This window comes from Halomonas sp. MMSF_3323 (assembly GCF_030733595.1).
Taxonomy (GTDB): Bacteria; Pseudomonadota; Gammaproteobacteria; order Pseudomonadales; family Halomonadaceae; genus Halomonas; species Halomonas litopenaei.
Genome location: NZ_JASHIT010000021.1, coordinates 1 through 22,185, shown reverse-complemented (window position 1 = coordinate 22,185; position 22,185 = coordinate 1). Strand labels below are relative to the sequence as shown.

1 protein-coding gene is annotated in these 22,185 nt (G+C 66.4%); it reads left to right on the top strand.

The features are described 5' to 3' along the window. Positions 1-60: 60 nt before the first annotated feature. The coding region (locus RBB39_RS11990; RefSeq protein ID WP_306169106.1) for an LEPR-XLL domain-containing protein at positions 61-22,185 on the top strand (22,125 nt) is incomplete at its 3' end.

Here is a 22,185-nt window from a genome sequence, read left to right as displayed (position 1 = left end):
CAGGGGGCGTATCGTCGCCGCGATGCGCCTCTTGACGTTTTTCGCCACCGGAGTCCCCCCATGAGTCGCCACCAGCGCAAGCCTCTGTCCGAATTGATCGCTCGTCTTCTCCGCCAGCCCAGGCGTGCTCGTCGTGCCCAGGCAGAGCCGTCCCGGTTCGTGTTCGAGGGACTCGAGCCACGCATGCTGATGTCGGCGGACCCGCTGACTGCCAGCGTGGCCGGTGGCGCCGAGATGACGTTGCGGGTGGTCGAGGAGAACCAGCAGCAGGTGCTGCAGGTGGTCGAACTCGACGAGCAAGGCGTCAGTCAGGTGGTGGCCTCACGCGGCCTCGATGAGGCCAAGGCCAGTGGCGGCGTGGTCATCCAGGGCAGCGACGCCCAGGACATCCTGCGCGTGGACCAGAGCCTGCTGGGCCAGGCGGATGGGTTGCTGGTGAGCTTCCAGGGCGGCGACGGCGACGACGTTCTGGCACTCGAGCATAGCCAGGGGCTGACCATCACCTTCGCGGGGGGCGAGGGCGATGATCGCATCGAGGGCATCCAGGGCAACACCGAGTGGCAGGTGAGCGCCGATGGGGCGGGCAGCGTGGACTGGTCGAGCACCACCACGGCGGCGCGCAACGATAGCTGGCTCAGTTTCACGGGCATCGAGACGGTGAACGCCGCCTCCTATCGCCAGGGCGACGACGGCGTGCTGTCAGCCACGGACGATGCCGCCCAGCACCGGCTCTCGAGCAGCCAGGACGGGGCGCGTTGGTCGCTTTACGACGAGGGCAGTCTGGGGCTTGGCAATATCGCGTTCAACGGCATCGACCGACTCGACGGTCGGGCCGGCCAGATCCTCGACTTCAGCGACTTCTCCACCTCGGTAGAGGTCGATCTGGGGACCGGCAAGGCCACCGGCTTCGTCGGTATCGACGGCTTCAATCACGTTATCGGTACCGGCGGCGACGACCGCCTGATCGGTGATGTCACCTCGCAGGTCGACACTATCCTCGACGGGGGTAATGGCAACAACCTGATCGTCGGGGGCGGCGGCGACGATACCCTGAAAGCCGGCGCCGGTCGCAGTACCCTGGTGTCGGTGAGCGGCAGCGATCGCTTCGAACAGAGCGAGCTGGGCAGTGAGTTCACCCCCGAGGAGGCCGAGCTGACCTATGTGGTGCAGCGCGCATCCGGGGACATCTCCCTGACCAGCGCTGGCGCCACCGCCACGATCACCACTGGCGACGGCAGCCTGAGCTTCCAGCGCCAGCCCGTGGAACTGGTGCTGTCCGCCGCGGGGACCGGCCAGACGCTGAATGCCAGCGGCTACTCGCTTTCCGGCGTGACCTTCCAGAGCCTGGATGGCGCCAGCAATAGCCAACTTGTCGGCAGCGCGCAGGATGACCGATTCGTGCTCAGCGCCGGGGGCGGCAGTGTCCAGGCCGGTGGCGGCAACGACCGCATCGAGGCCAGCGCCGACGCCGACATGACCCTGACCGATACCGCGCTGAGCGTGACCGGCTGGACCAACTGGGTATTGGGCGACGTCGAACTCGCCACCCTGGTGGGCGGTGCTTCTGCCAATATGCTGGACGCCTCTGCGTTCAGCGGTTCGGTTCAGCTGGAAGGCGTCGCCGGTGACAACACCCTCAAGGCCGGCGCCGGCGACGCGGTACTCCTGGGCGGCAGTGGCAACGACACCCTGGTCGGGGGTGTCGGCGACGACGTGCTGTTCGGCAATCGCGGCAGCAACAGCCTCGATGGTGGCAGCGGCAGCGACTCGGTGCTGGGCAGTACTTCCCACAGCTTGCGTCTGTTCGGCGGCAGCGGCAGCGCCACCCTGGTGCGCGGTGACGTCGCCGAGGAGCGCGAGCTGGTGTGGTCGCGCAGCGCCGGCGAGACGGTGGTCTTTCACTTCGCCGGCGAGCAGACAGACGCGTTGGCCTGGGACGCCGACGCCCTGGCGGTACAGCAGGCGCTCGAGGCGCTGTCTGCGGTGGGCGAAGGCAACCTGCAGGTGGCCCGCGAGCTGTTCGAGTCTGCTGGTGAGCAGCAGGTACGCTGGCGCATCAGCTTTATCGGCGACTTCATGGCCGTGGCCGACGATGGTGCCTTCGCCAAGGCGCTGGTCGGCAGTGGTCTGGCGCTGGGAGCTTCCGGGGCCAGCGCCACGGTGACCTCGACCCAGGTGCGCGCTCGGGAAGCGGGGCGTGACAGCCTGGCCGGCATCGAGCACGGCATGCTGCGTGCCGAGTTTGGCGACACCGTGCTCGACGCCAGCGGCTTTGGCGGCAGTGTCTATCTCCAGGGGGGCAGCGGCAACGACCTGATGATCGGTGGCGAGGCCACGACCCAGTTCGTGGCGGTAGCCGGGGATAACGTCATTCGTGCCGGGGCTGGGCAGAACGAGATCCGCGGCGGCGTCGGCCAGGATCGTCTGGAAATCGTCCTGGCCGATGGCCAGAACGCCGTCAATGTGAGTGGGGACAGCTTCAGCATCGATGGCGGGACCGCGTCGAGCTATCGCGATATCGAGGCGCTGACGCTGGTCGGCAACGCCGGCGCCAACACCCTCGATGCCAGCGGCTGGCACGGGGTCGGCGAACAGACCCGGGTCACTGCGCTGATGGCCGCTGGCGGCGCCTCCAACGCCGAGATCGAGACCTTCCTCTCGGCGCTGGGCGATGCGATTCCCGGTGCAGAAGACTTTGCCAGCCAGGCGGAGTACGAGTCCTATCTGGCGCGTTACGTCACCGGTAGCGAACTCGAGAACTCCGGCGCGCACCTGAGCTTCACCCTGCAGAATGGCGTGACGCGGGCGCTCAATGTGGCCGACGCCCGCACCCTCGGCGACCTGCTGGTGCTGCTCGGCAGTGTCGAGGGCCTGACCGCGAGCTTCGATGGTGCCAGCGGGCGTCTTGTGGTCACCGACACCACCACGGGAAGCGCGAGCTTCGCCGTCAGCGCCGACGCCACCGCGAAGATCCTGACCGATGCACTCGGCATGGGCGTCAGTGGCGACAAATGGCAGAGCACCGCCTTGAGCGGGGCCGGCGTGGTGCTGGACGCCAGTGCCGGCGGCAGCGATGCCCTGATCGGTAGCCGTGGCGATGACCGTATCGTCGTCGTGTCCGGCGCCGCCAGTGTCGACGGCGGCGCCGGCACCGACAGCCTGCTGGCGGCGGCGGGCGACTCCATGACGCTGACCGATGGCGGGTTGGTCGTTGGTTCGGCCACAACCACGCTGTCCGGGATCGAGGCGGCGCGCCTGAGCCTGACCGGAGGCGCCGACAAGACCCTGACGGCCACTGCCTTTACCGGCGCTTTGGCCATCGATATCGCCGAGGCGGCGACCGACACCATCGTGAACGCCAAGCCTGGCGATCAGGTCGAGGTGGAACTGGCGGCGGGGAGCCTCGCCCGGCTCGACGACGTGACCGTCAGTGAGGGCGCCAGCCTGGTGGGCTACTGGGATGGCGACGCCTCCCTGTCCAACGTGACCAGAACGTTCTCCAGCAGTGTCGAGTTACGTGCCGACGGTGCCTTGACCCTGGACAACGTCGATCTGAGCATGAGTGATCCGACGCTGGGACACGATCTGTCGATCCTGGCGCGTGAGCTGACGATCGGTGGCGATAGTGTGATCGATGCCGGTAGCGGCGAGTTGCACCTTGGCGCGCAGTTGTTTCAACCCCTGCTGGCGCCTGCCAATGGCCTGGTCGACGTGGGCCTGTTCGACCTGTCGGTGGATATCGACAAGGCCACGCTCAAGGGCGGGGACGTAACCATCGATGCGCGTCTGGTGGATCCCGATCGCGACTGGTTCAACCTGCGCACCGGCGTGGCCTTCCTCGACCAGGGCATCGATACGGCGCTGGACTTCCTTCAGGGACTGTCGCTGTTTGGCAGTGTCTCGGTGATGGTGGCCGAGGTCGCCATCGATATCGGCTCCGACGCGGTCATCACCGCCACCAGCGGGGACATCACCGTCGCCTCCGAGCTCGACATCAGTACCGAGGTGGGCGCCAGCAAGGCCTGGGGCCTGGGTGTGTCGGTCAGCACCCTGATCACCCGCTCAAGTGTGCACGTCCACGGTACCCTGAGCGCCGCCAATGACATCAACCTGAGCAGCAGTGTCAGCACCGCCCAGAGCGTCTCTGCTGAACCGGATGGCCTCAAGGGCGTGGCCGGCGCGGTGGCGGTCAGCGTGCTGGTCAGCGATTCCCGGGTGATGGTGTGGGAAGACGCCAGCCTGAGTGCAGGCAATGATCTGGTGGTTGCGGCGACCAGCGTGGAGGAAAACGAGACCTCCGCCAGTTCCGCCCCTGACAAGGGCAAGGTCGGCATCGCCCTGGCGATCAACGTCGAGACCAGCAACACCGAGGCGCAACTGGCCGGTGACGTCAGTGTGGGCGGCGATCTGACACTGAGCGCCGAGACCTCCCAGGGCGAAGACCACGGCGGTACCAGCGCCAGCGCCGGTACCGCCCCCGGTGGTGGCCCCGATAGCCTTGTCGACGGGGCCACGGCCAGCGCCGAGGACCTGTCGCCGACATCGGTGATCGGCAACTTTCAGGAGGCGCTCAGCGGCGTCATCGGTGACAAGATCAAGGAAGGCATCGCCGACCGCGGGCCTGCCTCCATCGGCGAGCACTTCAAGGAATCCCAGGGCCAGCAGAAGAACGCCCTGGACGTGGCCGCCGCCCTGGCGGTCTCGGTGGACATCAATCGTGCCGAGGCCCGCCTTGGCACCAGCGTGACGCGACTGGGCGCCATCGCCTCCCAGCGCAGCGACATCGAGGTGGCCGGCGCGGTCAGTGTCAGCGCCACCAGCGCCCACCGCCCGGCGGTCAGTGCAGAGGGCTCCGCTACCGGCGTCGACCCCAACAAGAAGGAAAAGGAAGAGAGCTTCACCGACAAGGTGCTGGGCAACACCCTGATCGGCAAGCTGCGAGACGCCGCGGCGGAGTCCGAGGTCCAGGGCACCGACAGCGCCAAGGATCAGAAGGAAGACAGCCAGGTAGCCGATGTCGGTGTCGCCGGCGGCTTCGTCTTTGCGCTGCAGAACAACCATGCCGATGCGGTGGTCGAGGGCCTGGTGGACCTGGACGCCGGCGATGCCATCAGCGTCACCGCCGAGAGCCTCAACAGCGTCGATATGGATAGCCTGTGGGGGCGTCACCTGTATGTGGCGGGCAAGGCCCTGGGTGAACTCGATGGCACCTACGACCATGCAAGCGCGGAAGGTACGGCAGACCTGGCCAACGGCGACAAGGTGCTGGTGGCCGATGACCACCAGCGCGGGGGCGAGGCCGGCCTGATCTATCAGTTCGAGGGGGCCGACGTCAGCGGTGTGGATCTCGCCAGTGAAGACTTCAGCGACGACAGCCGCTGGACTGCCCTGAGCTCGCCGTTGCAGACCCGTATCGAGGAATTCGTCGAGGCGCTCAACGCCTTCACTACCGGCAATCTGGGGATCAGCGGCAGCTTCGACAGCTGGACCGTGGCCACCGCCGAGGGGGGCAAGCTGGCCATCGCCGGTGCCGCCAATGTCTTCCTGGTCAATCAGGACAGCGAGGCCCGCATCCGCGAGGGTGCCCGGATCAATCTGGGGGGCGCCACCGATGTGGCCAGCGTCACACCCAGCGACGAGCAGCAGGTCGAGGTCATCGCTCGCAGCGACAACCACCTGCTGTCGCTGGTCGGCAATCTCAGCTTGCCGACCTTTGCCGGCGCCGACGAGGCCAGCGCCGAGGCCTGGCGTGACGCCTTCAAGAGCGATATCGATACCATCAAGTCCGGGTTCGCCGGCATCCAGTCCGACGGCAGCGCCATCGGTGCTTCCATCGGCGTGCATCTGCTCGGCGCGGATACCCGTGCGGTCATCGAGACAGGTGTGGCGCTGGTCGCCAGCAGTCTGGACGTGCGCGCCGACAGCGACACCCTGCTGATCGGGGCGGCGGTGTCCGGTGGCAAGGCCGACAAGGTCGCCTTCAACGCCACCTCAGTGGCCAATATCGTCGACAACACCACCCTGGCGCAGATTCAGGACGGGGTATCGCTGAACATTGGTGCCGTCTCGGTGGACGGGGCCAGTGGGCCGGCGCTCAGGGTCGGCGCCAACGACGACACCTACGCCTTTGGTATCGGCGGCAGCGTCGCCTCCGGCAAAAGCGCTGGCGTCGGTGTGTCGGCGGTGGTCTCGGTGATGGAGCGCGACACCCGAGCGGTGATCGGTGGTGTGACCACGCCAGCCAGCGCCAGCGGCAACATCACCGTAGGAGGTGATCTGCTGGTCGAGGCCAATAACGGCGGGGTGGTAGCCAACCTCGCCCTGGCCGGAGCCAAGGCGGGCAGCAGCGGTACCAGCGGGCTGGATTCGGCCGGTGACGCCAGCGGCTCGGGCGCTGGTGGTGGTTCGGCTGGGGGCAGCGCCACCAAGGACGACCCCAACAAGTGGCCCAACAACCAGAGCAACTATGACAGCGTGCTCAAGGAGTTGAGTGGCAAGCTCGGCGGTGCCGCCAAGGCGTCTTCCGGCGGCAGCGGCGGCACGTCTTCCACCTCGTCCGGCGGTGACCAGAAGGGTAGCTTCGGCCTCGGTGTCTCGGGTTCGGTGGTGGTGAATATCGCCGACTATCGTACCGAAGCCCTGATCCAGGGGATCGAGACGCTGAAGATCACCGGCAAGACGTCGGTGGCCGCCAAGGACAGCAGCCATCTTGGCATGCTGGCCGGTGGCGCGGCGCTGTCGCTGGGCAGCAGTGGCACCCAGGTGGCGGTGGCCGGGGCCGCCGCCCTGGCCTTCGACAGCGGCATCACCCGGGCGCGGATCGATCGCGTCACCTCCTTTGATACGGGCGGTCTGGCACTCAGCGCGGCGCGTGAGGGCTGGACGGTGGTCGCTGCCGCCGGTGTCGCCGTCGCTTCGGGCGCCAAGGGCTTTGGTGTGGCCGGGGCGGCCAGTGTGCTGACCTCCGCTCGCACCGTCGATGCGGGGCTGTTGAACATCCAGTCCGGCGATCTCGGGGATGTCAGTGTGGTGGCGCGTGACGCCGCCAACACGGTACTGATCGCCGGCGCAGTGGCTGGCGGCGGCAAGGCGGGTGTCGGGGGGGCGGCGGCCTTTGCCGATATCAGCCACGACGTCGACGCCCACGTCGAAGCGCTGGGCAGTGCCAGCGAGTCGCTGGTGATTGGTGGACTCTCGGTCAAGGCGCTCAGCGATACGCTGGTCATTAGCCTGGCCGGCTCGGCCGGTATCGGTACCGGGCCCAAGGGGGTTGGCCTTGCGGGAACTGCCGCGGTCAATCTGATCGACAATTCCACCCAGGCACGTGTGGTCGACAGTTTCCTGGCCAAGGGCAGTGACGCCCTTGCACCGACGCCGAACGTGTCGGTCAACGCCGAGGACAACAGCAGCGTCTGGACCCTGGCCGGCGCCGTCGGTGTCGGTGGCACCGCCGGCTTTGGTGCCGGGGTGTCGGTCAACAGTCTGTCCAATGAAACGCTGGCCCTGATCAGTGGCGGTGCCATCGCCAACGCCGGCGCGGTGTCGGTGGTAGCGGCCAACACCGGTCTGGTGCGATCGCTGACCCTGGGGGTCGGCGCCAGTACCAAGTTCGCCGGGTCCGGTAGCGTCTCGGTCAACCAGATCGCCAATACCTTGCGTAGTTCCCTGAAGAACACCAGCGTCTCGGCCAGCGGCCAGGTGCTGGTGGCCACCCGCGATCGCGCCGAGCTGGTGGCGATCAGCGGTGCAGGAGCCGGTGCCGGCAAGGTGGCCCTGGCCGGCAGCGTCTCGGTCAATCTGATCGACAACGACAGCCAGGCGCTGATCCAGAACTCCACCGTTACAGCTGGTGGCGATGTGGTGGTGGACGCCGAGGCCAGCAGCCTGGTGGTGTCAGTCGCCCTTGGAGGCGCCGGGGCCGGCAAGGTGGGCCTCGCCGGTGCCGTCAGCGTCAATCTGATCAAGGGCAAGGTGGAGGCGCTGATCGACGGCGGTCGCGTCGAAAGCAGTACCGGTGATATTCGCATCCAGGCCACCGACAGTGCCCAGGTGGTGGTCGTGGCCATCGGCGCCGCGGGCGCCGGCACCGTGGCCGGCGGGGTCAGCAGCGGTACCGTTCAGGTCGACAACGCCATTGTGGCCCGGGTGACGGGGGCCACCTTGATCGCCGGTGGTGACGTGGCTGTCTGGGCGGGCCTGGCCGAGCGCAGCGGTCGCGCCGCGCTGGAATTGTCGGCACTGGGACTTGAGGTGGACCCGGCGACCCAGGGCACCGAGACCAATCCGAGCACGGGATCATCGGATATTGCCACCCGGGACATGTCCAACATGGACTGGACCGCCGGGGTGATCAACCTGACCATCGCCGGTGCGGGCGCCGGCAGCGTGGCCGGCTCCGCTGCGGTGGGGCTCAACTGGCTGCGCTCCAGCGTGCTGGCCGAAGTCTCGGGCGGCGCCAGTATCACCGCCGCTGATAGTGTCAGCGTGCTGGCCCAGGACAAGAAGGGCCTGGTCAACTTCTCCTTCGGCGCCGCCGGTGCCGGCAATGCGGCGGGGGGCGCGGCGATCGCTTTCAACTATCTGGGAGGCGACCCCAGCGATCCCTCGCGCACCGTCGACAACACCAGCGACCAGAACGTCGACGCCAGCGAAGACGCCTTCATCCTCCAGGGCGAGCGCAGCGACCACGGCTACAGCGTGGGCCAGATCGCCGCCTTGATCGATGCCTCCAGTGTGACCGCCACCAGTGGCGACGTGCTGGTGGACGCCCGTTCCGAAGCCAGCATGCTCAACATTACCGCCGGCGGTGCGGGCGCCGGGGCGGTGGCCCTGGCCGGCTCCATCGGCATCAACTTCATGCAGAACGATGTGCTGGCATCGATTGGCAATGGCGCCGTGGTCATGGCCAGCGCCGGTGACGTCAGCGTGCATGCCTCGGTGGCGCCGATCATGATCAACGTGGCCGGCGCGGCGGCTGGTGCCGGCTCCGTCGGTCTTGCCGGCGCCTCGGCGACCAACGACATGGCGTCGACGCTGAGCGCGAGCATCCTCGGGGCGAGCACCGAGGTAACGGCGGGTGGGCGCGTCGACGTCAAGGCCGAGCTGATTCGGATCACCGATGTGCCTTCGGTCAAGGTCGATGACAGCCTGATACCGCCAGAAGACTCAGACGAGAATCGCCCGGCGACGCCTGGGCAGGGCGACCAGGTCTGGAGCTTTGCGCTGGCCGGTGCCGGTGCCGGCAAGGTGGCGGTGGCCGGGGCGCTGTCGCTCAACTGGCTGCGCGGCAGCGTCACGGCGGTGATCGACCAGGCCACGGTCTCGGCGACGGGAGACATTGCCCTGTCGGCCAGCGATGATCTCGGCCTCAATGCCTTTACCGTGGCGGGGTCCGGTGCCGGGGCCTTCGCCCTTGCCGGTTACCTGGCCTACAACTACATCGGCGGTGATCCGGACGACCCCACCAGCGACAGCGCCAACCGTATCCACGCGCTGATCAAGGGCGGCGCCAGCGTGGCGTCCAGCGCCGGCAAGGTCAGCCTTTCAGCGGTCTCATCCTCGAGCATCAGCGCCTACTCCCTGGGTGGTGCCGTGGCCGGTTTCGCCGCACTCAGCGGTACCACCTCGCTCAATTTCACCCGCAAGGACGTGGTCGCCGATATTCGCGACAGCGCCACCGAGGTGAGTGGCGCCGGCGGCATCGCGGTAAGCGCCAGCGACACCAGCGCGATCTCGGCGGCCAGTGCCCAGGTCAACGTGGCGGTCAAGGGTGGTGCGGCCGGTCTTTCGGTGGCCTACCTGGATATCGACAACAGCATCCTGGCCGGTAGCCAGGGCGCCACGCTCGACTCGAGCGGCGGCGATATCGCCATTGATGCCCGCTCGCGCTCCACCAACCTGATCGTGATAGCCGGTGTCAGCTATGGCACCTTCGGCGCAGGTGCCGGCAACGCCGGCAGCTCGTTGATCAACAACACCAGCGTCGCGCGCATCGACGGCGGCAGCGTCGATGCCGCCGGCAACGTCAGCGTGGTCAGCGACAGCAAGGACGTCAGCACTATTACCCTGGGCACCGTCAGTGTGGGTGCGGTGGCGCTGGGCGGTGGTGTCGGGGTCGACCTGCTGGGCAGCACCTCCGAAGCCTGGATCGGTGGTGGAGCGCGCGTCAGCGCCGGCGCCGGCGGTGCGGCCTTATCGGTGCGCGATGACTGGAACAATGGCTGGACGACAGACAGCCACAAGGGTGTGGTGGTGCTGGCCACCAGCGAGGTGTCCTTCACCAGCGTGGCGGTGACCGCGGCGGGAGCCGCCGGCAATGCCCTGGCGGCCAATGTGGTGGTGGATGGTGTCACCGGCGCGACCCGCGCCTACATCGACAAGGCGCGCATCGACAGCACCGCCGACGTGGTGGTGCGGGCCCTGCATCGTGGCGACGCCGACAGTGGCGGTGGCGCGGCGGCGGTCAGTGGAGGCAGCTCCGGCGCCGCTGGTGTCGATGTCACCCTTTTCCAGCACAAGACCGAGGCCTTCATCAGCGGTGACGGCTTCGACCATTCGGCTGAAAGCGACGGCCTGATGGTCAAGGCTGGTGGCGACGTGGCGGTGGAGGCCCGCGCCGACGTGAGCTTCCTGTCCACGGTGATGGGGGCGGCGGTGGGCCTCAACGGCGTCGCCGGTGCGGGATCGGCCAGCGTGGTCGATCTGTCGCTTGAGACCCTGGCCTATCTCAAGGACGTGGAGGTCGCCGGCACCAACGTGGCGGTACGTGCCGACAACGACGTGGACGGCCGCTTTATCGTCGGTGCGGTGGCCGGTGGCTCCGTCGGCTTTGGCGCCTCGCTGGCGCTGGGGTTGCTCAACCCCGAGGCACGAGTGTCGCTGGACAAGGCAATAGTGACTGCCAGCAATGATATCGCGGTGACGGCAAGCCAGCGCCTGGATCTGGGCATCACCGTAGCCACCGCCGGTGGCGGTGCGGTCGGTGTGGCCGGCGCGGTATCGGTGATGACGGCGGATTCGGTGACGCAGGTGCTGGTGTCCGGCGATAGCGAACTGAACGCCGGCAATGACGTGCTGCTCGAGGCATCCACCACCACCCTGGTCAATGAGCGCAGTGGCCTGGCCGGCTATCTGCAGGGGGTCGGCGCTGCCGCCGTCGGCGCGGCGGGCTTCGGTGCTTCGGTGGACGTCATGGTGCTGCGCGAGCAGACCCGTGTCAGTGTGGCGGATGGTGCGCAGATCATCGCGGGGGGCGATGTGACCGCCGAGGCCAGGCTGTCGCGTACCCTCAACTCCACGGTGATCGCCTTTGCTGGCTCCGGCTCTTTGAGCCTCAGTGGCGCCATCTCGGTGATCAGTCTGGGCAAGGGGCTGAGTGAGGAGAGCTTCGAGCGGGTCGAGGACCTGCAAGACCTGGTGAGCGATACCTTCGCCGGCTTCCAGAGCGGCGAGTTCGCCATGAAGGCCGAGGCCGAAGACTCTGATTCCGGCACCGATACGCCGCTGGACAGCGACGAGCAGGCGGCGTTCGACGGTGACTTCGATCGTCCCGACGATGCCGGAAACCACAACAAGGCCAACCGCACCTCGACCAACAGCGCCCTGAGCACCCTGACCGGTGGTCTCTCGGGTGACAAGCTGTTCGACGTCAAGTCGCCTCTGAAGGTAGGTGACACCGCGGCGACCCTGGGACGTGGCGTGGTGATTACCGCCGGCGGGGACGTCAGCGTCAAGGCCAGCGAAGCCCTCAAGGTGCAGACCCTGACCGGCTCCGGTGCGGTCAGCGGTGTTGCCAGTGTCGGCCTGTCGGTGGGGGTGGTCGAGCTCAACGGGGCGGTGACCGCCCAGGTGGGCCGCGGCTCGACCCTGGATGCGGCGGACACCATCGAGGTGGCGAGCGACTACGACGGTGACGTGTCGATCAGCGCCTATGGCGGTTCGGCGGCACCCAGCATCGCGGTGGGTGGCCAGGTGGCCATCCTGCTGGATCGCACCCAGCAGCTTGCCTCGCTGGAAGGCGCCACGAGCGCCGCTGGCGGCACCCTGATCAAGGCGGCGGATCGCGTCGATATTATGGCCAGCGCCGATCGCGACTATTCACTGAGGGCTGCAGGTGGGGCCATCGGCCTGGTGGCCGCAGGCGTGTCGGTGGGCACCGTCGAGATCAGCGGTGCGACGAGGGCCTGGGTCGGCGAGCATACCAGGGTGGGCGAGAACCAGAGCGTCGGTTCGCTGAACGTCTCGGCCACGAGTATCGATCGGGTCGCGCTGGAGGTGGTGGCGGTGGCCGCCGGGATGGCCGGCGGCAGCGCCAACGTGGCCTTGGTGACCCTGTCCCAGGAGGTGCAGGCGTGGATCGGTGACGGCGCGCGGATCTCGTTGTCTGACGCCCTGAGCATCAACGCCAGCCTGACGCCTGCGGTACAGATCAAGACCCTGGGGGTATCGGTGGCGGCGGGCGTCGGCATCGGCGTCTCGGTGGTCGAAGGAGAGCTCAAGGCCAAGGTGCTGGCGCGGGTCGGCACGCCTGACTCCAGCGCGGCCCATGATATCCGCATCACCGCCGGGTCCATGGACGTTGCCGCGTCCCTGAATACCCTGGCGAATGGCAACAGTCTGAGCGGTGAGGCCCTGGGTTCCGCCGGGGGGGCGCTGTTGGGCGTCGATGCGACCCTGGTGACGCTCAAGGACAGCACCGAGGTGGTGGCAGAGATCGCTGACACCTCCCTGGAGGACGGCAGCGGTAGCCTGCGCGAGAGCACCAATATTGCCATCGCCGGGCGGCTGGACGTCACCAGCGACCTGATCTCGCGCCTCTCTGGCAAGTCCAGCAGTATCGTCGGCGGCCTGGTGGCGGCGGGTGCCGCCAAGGTTACCGTCGATCAGCGCACCGTCAGTCGTGCGCGCATTGGCAGCGGCAATGGCATCCTCGCCGGAGACGCCAGCGTCCGTGCGAACGGGCAGCTGGAAGCGACCCTCGACGCCCTGGCCGGCAGTGGCGGTGTGGCCGCCGGCGCCGGCGCCGCCACCCACGTCACCCAGCATGCCACCACCGAAGCGCTGATCGGCGCCGCCGAACTGCTGCTGGTGAAGGCTGCCGGCAACAGCGGCCTGCTGACCGTACACGCCGATCAGAGCTTCGACGTCGACGCCCGCATCATGAGTGTCTCCGGGGGCGTGTTCGCCGGAAGCGGTGCCGAGTCGCGCTACTGGATTACCGCCAATACCCTGGCCGAGGTCGGTGACAAGGCGCTGGTCAAGGCTGCGGCGATCGACGTATTCAGCGATACCCGGCTGGACAAGCAGCGTCTGGCAGGCACCGACGATGGCAATATCCGTGGGGTGGCCGGTGGTGCGGTGGCCGGCGCCGGCGCCTCCAGCGTCGCCCGTCTCGATCTGAATACCCGAGTGGTGGTCGGTGCGGGTGCGTACCTGCACACCAGTGACGGTGATCTGCGCCTGGCGGCGAAGAACCAGGTGGTGTTCAAGGAGAAGGTCAACCTGACCGCCGGCGGCCTGGCCTCCGGCGCCGGTATCACGGTGGACATCCTGACCACCAATCTGGCCGCCAGCGTCGAGATCAAGAGCAACGCCGAGCTGGTCAGCCAGGGCGAACTGCTGATGTCGGCCCGTGGCGGCGGCGACCTGGCGGCGACCCTGCTGATGGATACCTATGGCGCGGCCACCGTCGGGGTGGGCAGCGCCAAGGTGGTGGTGACTCCGGACAACAGGGTCACCGTGCGCGGTGGTGCCAAGGTGTCCGCGCTTGGCAATATCGATATCGTGGCCGGTGGCAGTGCCCAGGGCGAGCGTGATCGCTACGCGGTCAGCGCGGTGCTCGACAGCTTCGCCGGCAGCATCATTCCGATCGATGACCTCAACGCCCTGGCCAAGATGGACCAGACCAACCGCATCGAGGTGGCAAGCGGGGCCGAGGTCATCGGTGCGCGGGATATCCTGCTTTTTACCGAGCGCTTTGGCTTCAGCGACATGGAGGCGCGGGCCAAGGGCGTCAACTGGCTGTCGGCGGTGGGCAGCGCCATCGACGCCGCCCTCGGCAGCGGCGGCGCTCAACTGGTGGACGGCGATGTCGAGACCGACGCCGACGCCGACGTGATTATCGACGGCCGGGTGGAAACCGGCCTGGGGCGCCACAAGACGCTGGTGCTCGGGGTGATCGACGTAACGCAGGAACAGCAAGACATCGCGGATCTCAATTCGCGCATCAATGCCCTCGCAGAAGCGCTCAACAGCACCAGCCTGACCCCCGCCGAGCGCACCCAGAAAGAAGCCGAAATGGCAGCCCTCGAGGACCAGCTAGCGGCCAAGGTGGCCAATAGTGGCAACTATATCGTGGCCGAATCCGGCCATGACGATATTGGTTTCGCGGTGAGCGTCACTCCGGGTCAGAGCGGACTGGTCGACGAACTTCAACGCATTCGCGAGGCATACAACGTCTATCGCAACTCCGGCAATACCCGGCTGGTCGACTTCTACCAGGGCGAGATCGCGCGCCTCGAGCAGGCCCTGGTCGATGAAGGCTATGGCGAGAAGGTCAACGGCCAGCTGATCGTCAGTCGGGTGGACGAATTGACCATCACCCTGGATGACGTCTGGGCCCAGGCGGGGGCGGTCTACGTCTACGCCGACGACTTGAGCGGTGACGGCGTTGTCGAGGCGCCCACCGACGCCAGCATCACCATCCTCAACAAGGCGCCCTCGCGCATGGTACTGGGCGATATCGAGATTCCCCAGGTTACCGGGGGGCTCTACCTGAACCTGACCCAGGTGGCTTCCAGCGCCGAGATCGACGCCATCAACGCGAGCGTGAGCGCCGGCTTGAAGGTGGAGGGAGACCCTGGCGCTCAGAATGGCCAGCCGCGCATCACCGTGGTCAACAGCTACGGTGTTGCCTTCAGCGAGGACGACGCCAACCAGAAGAAGATCCGCGACGTGCTGATGGGGGCGCTTGGCTACAGCGACGCGGAGTCGCTCTACGACCGACGAATCTTTGACACCGCTCCGCCCTCGAGCCTGGTGTTCGGTGGGCTGACCCGCAATATTTCCGGTGAGCTGATCGGCTACGCCAAGGGATCCATCTCGGTGGAAAACGAGATGCGCGCTGAAAGCATCCTGTTGAGCTCGCCGGGCGAACTGACGATCAAGGGGCTGTCACAGTTCAACCCCGGGGGTAATGCGGATGCTGCCGCGGTGCGAGCCGATGGCGACGATGGCGCAGGGGCGCTGGACGCTGATGCGCTATCCGCGATCGCCAACAGCGCTAGCGCGAGCCCACAAGTGGAGGCGCGCAGCATCGTCATCGATGCCGAATACGTCAACCTCAACGGCTATATTCGTGCCGGCGTCGACGGCTACGACCTGACCATCGGCGCCGCCGATGCCCAGCGTATCGCCGACCACATCCGCAGCGGCTCCAGCGGTAACCTGACGCTGTCGGCGTCCTCCGGCGACGCCCTGGTGATCTTCAATGGCCATACTCGCCAGATAGAGGTCACCGGCCTTGCCATCAGCGGCGGCAAGCTGGATATCACCGGTCACATCGCCAATACCGGCAACGGCAAGCTTGAGGTGCTGGGGGGCTATGGTGCGATCAATATCACCAACAACACTTCCTACACCCTGGCGGTGGGGGATCTCGACGTCAGCCGTCATGGCGAGGGCTATCTACGGATCGCCGACAAGTACAAGGGTTCCAGTACCAATCCCCTGGTGACCGAGTATCGCTACGACTTCGCCGATCCTGGCAAGACCTACAGCTATACGCCGGACAGTGATGTGCGCTACGGCTTCAGCGTGGTCCAGGACAGCTCCAAGCGACGTTATGCTCAGACCGCCTCCAGCGCCTGGGCGGGAATCGACGCCTTTGCCGCCGACCCGGATACCCTGAACTGGGGCGAATCCGAGATATCGCCTGGGCGCCTGCAGGATTCGCTGTCCTACTTCTATACCAGCAGCGAGTCCGGCTATCAGTACAACAAGAGCGAGGTCAATGCCAGCGAGTGGACCGATCCGCAGCTCGTCGACAAGTGGTCGACCAGCACCTGGTATGGCAAGAAGACCCACTACGCCAAGTTCGTCCAGGAACAGTCGAGTCAGATCCTGCACACCCACTCGGTGGCCGCCAACAAGTCGGTGGATATCAGCTTCTTCGGCCAGGCTACGGGTTCGATCAATATCGATTCGGTGGGCGACGTGGTGGTGCTCGGGGATCTGGCCAACTACAACGGCGAGACACGCATCGACAGCGATGGCCAGATTCTTCACTACAATGACCCGACCCGTGATGTGCGGGTCTCCGGCGCCAGCGTGGTATTGCGCGCAGCGGACGGTATCGGTGATGGTTCGGCGTTGAAGCTCCTGTCCATCGAGGGCGCTGGCGGCGCTGCGGCGATGACCATGACGGTGGACGCCGTGACCGAGCGTGGTCCGCTGAATCTGGCGCACGAAAACGCTGACCTGATCGTGCTGCGCGCCCACAGCGGCTGGGGCGACGTCAGCCTGTCTGCCGAAGGCTCACTCAAGGCGGGCAGTGCCCTTGGCGGTGTCCACGTCAAGGGCAACAACCTGAGTCTGGCGGCCGACGATGCGATCGGCTCCTTGGCCGCCCCCCTGACCCTGGCCCAGCACGCCGATGGCCGTCTCAATGCCGTGGCCGGTGGCGATATTGCCATCGATCAGCTCAGCGGGGACCTGGGGATCGAACGGGTCGAAAGCCGCCTGGGCGACGTCTGGGTGCGTGCCGCGGGGAATCTGCTCGACCGCAATGACGCCGCCACGGTCGATGAACGTACGGTCGAGCAATTGCGTGACGGCGTCTGGTCACAGCTCAATCTGGTCGGCAGCGCCGCCGAGCAGAAGATTCAGGACGCCCAGGACGACCTGGCAACCCGCAAGACCCAGGAGTACAACACCTACTGGAACTACCGCCAGGCAACCTCCGACGACTGGATCGGCGGCTTGGCCGATGGCACCAGCTACAGTGTGCTCAGCGTCGACAGCGGGGCCATCCTGCTCGGTCTTGTGCGTCAGATCAGCGATGGTAGCGGCGGCACCCTGGAAGTACGTGACGAGCTGCGCCTCAGCGCGCCGGACATCGCCGCCGGTGATGCCCGCGTCGAGCATCGTTTCTATCGGGCCGATGGCAGCTACTTCACCATCGACAGTCTGACCGACCTCAGCGCAGAAGGGTTGATCCTGGCCTCCGGGGCTGGCGTGGCCCAGGGCAACACCTTGACCTACCGGCGTGTGGCGTTCTACGCCAGCGATCAGGTGATCAGGCTGTCCCAGGCGGAGCGTGACGCCTATCGTCAGCGTTTCGCCGACCAGGGTCTCGACGACGCCCAGATCGAGGCTCGCCTCACGGGCATCGAGTCCGATCGCACCGATATCTACCACGAGCTGTATGACGTCTACGGCAGTGCGACCGAGTACCAGGACGCAAGCTTCAAGGTCACCCTTAGCGCGGCAGAGAAGGAGCAGGTGCGCGGCAGCATCAAGGTGTGGACCGAGCAGGAGCTGCTGTCGCTGATCGGCGCGGGCCTGTTGCAGGAAACCACCGATACTCGCACCGAGATTCAGGAACCCAACGTGATTGCCGGGGGCGATATCACCCTGATCGCCGGCGACAGTGTCGGTGTGGCCCGCGGACGCGAGCTGCTCGACATGTCAGGTGGGCTGACCGGGCTCTCCGACGAGCAGCGGGTACTGCTGTCCGCCGCCGAACGGGCCGATGTCACCTACCTCAAGCAGGCGCCACAGAGCGCCGTGGTGGACTTCCTTGATATCCAGCGCGACCAGGGCGTGACCACGGTCAAGCTGGTGCGCACCGACGGGCAGAGCTGGGATACCAGCGTGTTCAAGGTGGGCGAGGCCGTCGATCTTGCCGGCAAGTCGCTCAATGTGACCGAGAATGGACGTTACTACACCGTGACCGCGATAAGCGGCGGCACGCTGGAGCTGTCCACCGCGCTGGAGGTGGTCGGCGAGCTTGGTGCCCAGGTGGAGCTGGCAACGGTGTTGCTGGACCCCCAGACCCAGGTCAGTAGCGGTGAGCAGTTGATTCGCTACATCTCGATCAACCTGATCGATGACTTCGCCATCGAAAACGCAGGCGATACCTTTATCACCGCCGCCAACTCGGCCTACGTGGTGTCGGAGACCGATATTCGCCTGGCCAAGCTGGTGGCCGGACAGGACGCCAGGGTCAAGGTGTCCGGATCGATCCTGGCGGCCACGTCCTCCGGTGCCGACCTGGTCATACGCACCTCGGATCTGGTGCTGGAAGCGGCCAGCGGGCAGATCGGTTCCGGCGCCAGTGCACCGCTCAAGCTGGCCCTGACCGATGCCGCCACCCTGACCGCACGCGCTCAGGGCGATATCTCGCTGCACGAGATCGAGGGGGATCTGGCGATCTCGACCCTGTTCACCGAGCGCGGCGACCTGTGGCTGAAGGCCGCGGGCAGCATCATCGACGGGCTGAACCATGACCTGCTCAAGGTGTTGGCCAACAATGTCACCTTGATCGCCGGCGACAGCGTGGGCCAGGCGACCAACGCCATCGAGCTGGCCACGCGCGGCGATGGTGTCGTCACCGTCGATGCCGGCGAAGACGTCTACCTGGCGGCGGTGGATGGCAATCTCAGGGTCGGCCATATCAAGGGGGGGGAGCGGGTCGAACTCAGCGCGCTCAACTCCATCATCGCGACCCATGCCGATGAATTCCGCGGCGACATCGAGGCGAAAACGCTGCAGCTCGAGACCGGCTTCGGCGGAGTCGGCGCCGCCGATCGCCTGCTGGCGCTGGTCACCGATGACACCGCGGGGCGCGTCGATATCGATAGCGCCGATTCCGTGTTCGTGCGTGAGGTGAAGGGTGATCTGCGGCTGGGAACCGTGCAGGCGGGGCCGGCGGGCTCCACCGATGCACTGGCGTTCGTGTTCTCGCAGGGCGCCATCTACAGCGCCCTGGGTGCCAACGAGACGTTCAACCTGTTGACCGCCGGGGTACGTCTGATCGCGGTCAAGGACGTGGGTACCAAGAGCAAGGTGCTGACCTCCCGTATCGGTACCCTGGAAGGCCAGTCCCGCGACGGCAAGGTCTACCTCAACAACACCGGACATCTGACCATCCATGGTCTGGGACTGACGGCCACCGGCGATATCGAGATAACCGCCAACAGTCCGATCACGGTGACCGAGGATATCGTTTCGGCTGATGGCGATATCGTGCTGACGGCCAGGGAAAACACCTCTGACGCCAATGACAACGAAGACTACCTGCACATCGAGGCAGGGGTGACGCTGGATGCCGGTCGCGACATCCTGATGACCGCGGGCGACGATCTGCTATTCAAGGCCAACGACATCATCGTGAAGGCCGCGCGCCATGTGGTGATGAAGGTCGACACGCCAGATGAAGACCAGCCCGCCTTCCGGGACACGCCGGAGGCCAAGGTCGAATTGCGTGGTGACTGGACAGTGGCCGGTGATATCACTCTGGAAGGAGGTGACAAGCGCCAGACGGTACTGATCGCGGCGGGTGCAAGCCTGAAAGCCGACAGCATGAGTGTGGCGCTGGGCGCCGGCAATGATGCGCTGACCCAGCAGGGTAGCCTGGACATCGCCCAGCAACTCAACATTGCCGGCGGCGATGGTGACAATAGCGTCACTATCGAGGGTAGTGTCGAGGCGGCGAGCCTGAGAATCGACGGCAACGCAGGCGTCGACACCGTTACCTTCAACGGCACCCATCAGGTCGGCTCGCTGAGTCTGTCGCTGGGCGCCGGCGATAACGTCCTGAGCGTAAGCGACACACTCACCGTCACCAATGCCTTCGATGTCGAAACCACTGGTGGCGACGACCGCATCACCTTCGACGCCAGCATCCAGGCCGGCTCGCTCTCCATCGCCATGGGCGAGGGTGCCAACACCCTGGGCGTGACCGAAGACCTCACCGTCACCGGCCTGGGCAGTGTCACCGCCGGCGCTGGTGTGGACACCGTCACCTTTAACGGCACCCACCAGGCAGGCTCGCTGAGCCTGGCGCTGGGCGCCGGCGATAACGTGCTGTCCGTCAACAACTCACTGGGCGTGACCGACGCCTTTGATGTCGAAACCACGGGTGGTGATGACCGCATCACCTTCGATGGCAGCATCCAGGCAGGTTCTCTCTCCATCGCCATGGGCGATGGCGCCAACACCCTGGACGTGACTCGAGACCTTACCGTCGACGGCCTGGCCGAAGTCACCGCCGGCTCCGGCGTCGACACCGTTACCTTTAACGGCACCCATCAGGCGGGCTCGCTGAGCCTGGCGCTGGGCGCCGGGAATAACGTGCTGAGCGTCAAAGACAGCCTGACGGTAACCAACTCCTTTGATGTGACGACCGGAGAGGGCGATGACTCCCTGACCTTCGACGCCAGCATCCAGGCCGGTTCGCTCTCCATCGCCATGGGCGATGGCGCCAACACCCTGGGCGTGACCCAAGACCTCACCGTCGACGGTCTGGCCGAAGTCACCGCCGGCTCCGGCGTCGACACCGTCACCTTTAACGGCACCCACCAGGCGGGCGCGCTGAGTCTGGCGCTGGGCACCGGTGATAACGTGCTGAGCGTAAGCGACACACTCACCGTCACCAATGCCTTCGATGTCACGACCGAAGAGGGCGATGACTCCCTGATCTTCGACGCCAGCATCCAGGCCGGCTCGCTCTCCATCGCCATGGGCGAGGGCGCCAATGCCCTGGGCGTAACCGAAGACCTCACCGTCACCGCAGCGGCCAGTGTCACCGCCGGATCGGGTGTGGACAGCGTCACCTTTAACGGCACCCATCAGGCCGGCTCGCTGAGCCTGGCGCTGGGCGCCGGCGATAACGTCCTGAGCGTCAACAACTCACTGGGCGTGACCGACGCCTTCGATGTCGAAACCATGGGTGGCGATGACCGCATCACCTTCGACGCCAGCATCCAGGCCGGCTCGCTCTCCATCGCCATGGGCGAGGGCGCCAATACCCTGGACGTGACCAAGGACCTGACGGTCACCGCAGCGGCCAGTGTCACCGCTGGCTCTGGTGTGGACACCGTCACCTTCAACGGCACCCACCAGGCGGGCTCGCTGAGTCTGTCGCTGGGCGCCGGCGATAACGTGCTGAGCGTCAAAGACAGCCTGACGGTCACCAACGCCTTCGATGTCGAAACCACGGGTGGCGATGACTCCCTGACCTTCGACGCCAGCGTCCAGGCCGGCTCGCTATCCCTCGCCATGGGCGAGGGCGCCAATACCCTGGACGTGACTCGAGACCTTACCGTCGATGGTCTGGCCGAAGTCACCGCCGGATCGGGTGTGGACAGCGTCACCTTTAACGGCACCCATCAGGCGGACTCGCTGAGCCTGGCGCTGGGCGCCGGGAATAACGTGCTGTCCGTCAACAACTCACTGGGCGTGACCAACGCCTTCGATGTCACGACCAGAGAGGGCGATGACCGCATCACCTTCGACGCCAGCATCCAGGCCGGCTCGCTCTCCATCGCCATGGGCGAGGGTGCCAACACCCTGGACGTGACTCGAGACCTTACCGTCACCGCAGCGGCCAGTGTCACCGCCGGCACCGGCGTCGATACCGTCACCTTTGACGGCACCCATCAGGCGGGCGCGCTGAGCCTGGCGCTGGGCGCCGGCGATAACGTGCTGAGCGTCAAAGACAGCCTGACGGTAACCAACGCCTTTGATGTGACGACCGAAGAGGGCGATGACCGCATCACCTTCGACGCCAGTATCCAGGCCGGCTCGCTCTCCCTCGCCATGGGCGAGGGTGCCAACGCCCTGGACGTGACTCGAGACCTTACCGTCACCGCAGCGGCCAGTGTCACCGCCGGATCGGGTGTGGACACCGTCACCTTCAACGGCACCCATCAGGCGGGCTCGCTGAGCCTGGCGCTGGGCGCCGGCGATAACGTCCTGAGCGTAAGCGACACGCTTACAGTTACCAACGCCTTCGATGTCGAAACCACGGGTGGTGATGACCGCATCACCCTCGACGCCAGCGTCAAGGCCGGCTCGCTCGCCATCGCCATGGGCGATGGCGCCAACACCCTGGACGTGACTCGAGACCTTACCGTCACCGCAGCGGCCAGTGTCACCGCCGGATCGGGTGTGGACACCGTCACC